Below are 264 nucleotides of genomic sequence, written 5' to 3'. Positions count from 1 at the left end.
AACCAGGGCGCGCGTGGCTGGAGCTACGCGCTCGCGTCGCGCCGCGAGCCCATCAGCGCCCTCGACCTCACCGTCGTGACGGACCGGCCCGCGCGCTTCCCGCGCTACAGCCTCTTCCCGACGAACGTGACGCGCGAACGCTTCTCGTCGCGCGAGACGCTGAGGTGGCAGCTGCGGGACGTCGTGACGGCGCAGAACGTCGCCATCGCGTTCTCGGTGGGCAGCGTCCGCGAGACGCTCGCGAAGGTCTTCACGTTCGCGCCG

Annotated in this window: 1 pseudogene; it reads left to right on the top strand. The window is 71.6% G+C overall.

Annotated features, from left to right (window positions below):
- Positions 1-264 (top strand): annotated as a pseudogene (locus DEIPI_RS39395) (hypothetical protein); the annotation flags it as partial.

The organism is Deinococcus pimensis DSM 21231 (assembly GCF_000519345.1).
In the GTDB taxonomy this organism is placed as follows: Bacteria; Deinococcota; Deinococci; order Deinococcales; family Deinococcaceae; genus Deinococcus_A; species Deinococcus_A pimensis.
Note: the sequence above shows the minus strand (reverse complement) of the source record. Positions and strands in the feature narration are given on the sequence as shown.